At 73.5% G+C, this 1678-nt stretch carries 2 protein-coding genes; one reads left to right on the top strand and one right to left on the bottom strand.

Annotated elements, in window-relative coordinates; translation table 11 throughout:
* Positions 1–1201, top strand: a 1201-nt coding sequence (locus Q2100_RS31185) for a DNA polymerase IV (protein ID WP_302917118.1), incomplete at its 5' end; no start/stop codon positions are given.
* Here the strand turns inward: Q2100_RS31185 and Q2100_RS31180 are convergent.
* Positions 1183–1647: a hypothetical protein gene (locus tag Q2100_RS31180; RefSeq protein WP_302917117.1), complete on the bottom strand. Its 465-nt coding sequence runs from the start codon at positions 1645–1647 to the stop codon at positions 1183–1185. The two genes, Q2100_RS31185 and Q2100_RS31180, sit on opposite strands and share 19 nt — an antisense overlap.
* Positions 1648–1678 lie beyond the last annotated feature (31 nt).

The raw sequence follows: 1678 nt of genomic DNA, 5'->3' as shown, positions 1-1678 counted from the left end.
GATGCACCAGGCGCGCCGCCTCGTCGGCGCGCCTGCGGTCGTGCTGCCGCCGCGCGGGGTGGTCTACGGCGTCGCCAGCCGCCGGGTGTTCGACGTCGTCCGCGCGGTGGTGCCAGTGCTGGAGCAGCTCTCGTTCGACGAGGCCTTCGCCGAACCCGCCGAACTCGTCGGCGCCGCCACCGCCGAGGTGAGCGCCTACTGCGAGGCGCTGCGGGCGCGGGTGCGCGACGAGACCGGGCTGGTCGCCTCGGTGGGAGCCGGGTCGGGGAAGCAGGTCGCGAAGATCGCCTCCGAGCTCGCCAAGCCCGATGGTGTGCGGGTGGTCGGCCGGGACGAGGAGCGGGCGCTGCTCGACGGTCTGCCGGTGCGGCGGCTGTGGGGCATCGGGCCGGTGGCCGACGAGCGGCTGCATCGCCTGGGCATCGGCACCATCGGCCAGTTCGCGGCGCTGTCGGACGCCGAGGTGGCCAACGTGCTGGGCGCAACGGTCGGCCCGGCGCTGCACCGGCTGGCCCGTGGCATCGACGACCGGCCGGTCGCCGAGCGCGCCGAGGCCAAGCAGATCAGCGCCGAATCCACCTTCCCGGCCGACCTCACGACACTGGATCAGCTGCGGGAGGCGGCCGGACCGATCGGCGAGCACGCCCGCCGGCGACTGGAGAAGGACGGTCGGGGAGCGCGCACGGTCACCGTGAAACTGAAGAAGTCCGACATGAGCACGCTGACCCGCTCGGCCACCCTGCCGTACGCAACGGCCGATGCCGCGACGCTGATCGCCATGGCCCGCCGACTGCTGCTCGATCCGGTCGAGATCGGGCCCATCCGCCTTGTCGGCGTTGCCTTCTCGGGTCTGACCGAGGTGCGCCAGGAGTCGCTGTTCCCGGACCTCGACCTCGTCGCCGACGACAGCGGCGCACCGGTACCGGCCACTCCCGTGCCGCCGTCGGTGAGCGACGCCGCCTCGACCGCACCGGCCTGGCGGGTCGGCGACGACGTGGCGCACCCCGAACACGGGCACGGCTGGATCCAGGGCGCTGGGCACGGCGTCATGACGGTGCGCTTCGAGACCCGCGGGACCGGCCCCGGCATCGCCCGCACCTTCCCCGAAGGGTCAGCGGAGGTGGTGCGCGCCAACCCGGTCGACAGCCTCGACTGGCCGGACTACGTCGAGGCGCTGGCGGCTCACCAGAACTCGCTGTAGACGGCCGACAGGATGAACCCGTGCTGCCCGTAGGTCGTGCACGTCACGGTGCCCTGGAGGCCGACCGCGCAGCCGGCGCCCCAGTTCTCCAGCCGATGGCCCTCGGGCAGCACGTCGACGTCACGGGTGAAGGTCGCCACGTCGGAGTGGCGGTAGCCGGCGGGGCCCCAGCTGTTGACCACGGTCTGGTTCATGCCCTCGGGGGCGTCGACGGGCACCGCGTCGCATCCCACCGGGCCGCCGTTGGGTCCGATACCGCAGGACCGGCCGTCGGGGGTCGTGAAGTAGACCCAGTAGAAGTCGGCGGGTGAGGTGTAGCGGCCCTGGGCCAGGGGATAGGCGGCGGTCTCGGCGACGCCCGGCGGCGGTTCGGCGCCGGCGACCGGCGCCAGCGCGGCAGCCAGCACGAACAGACCCGACGCCGCCCCGGCCACACGCAACCTCATGGCATCAGCCTGTCATCCCCAGCGGCCCAGG

Origin of the sequence: Mycolicibacterium arseniciresistens (assembly GCF_030519285.1) — a bacterium.
Classification (GTDB): Bacteria; Actinomycetota; Actinomycetes; order Mycobacteriales; family Mycobacteriaceae; genus Mycobacterium; species Mycobacterium arseniciresistens.
The sequence above is the reverse complement of the archived record's forward strand: the minus strand, read 5'-3'. Positions and strand labels throughout refer to the sequence as shown.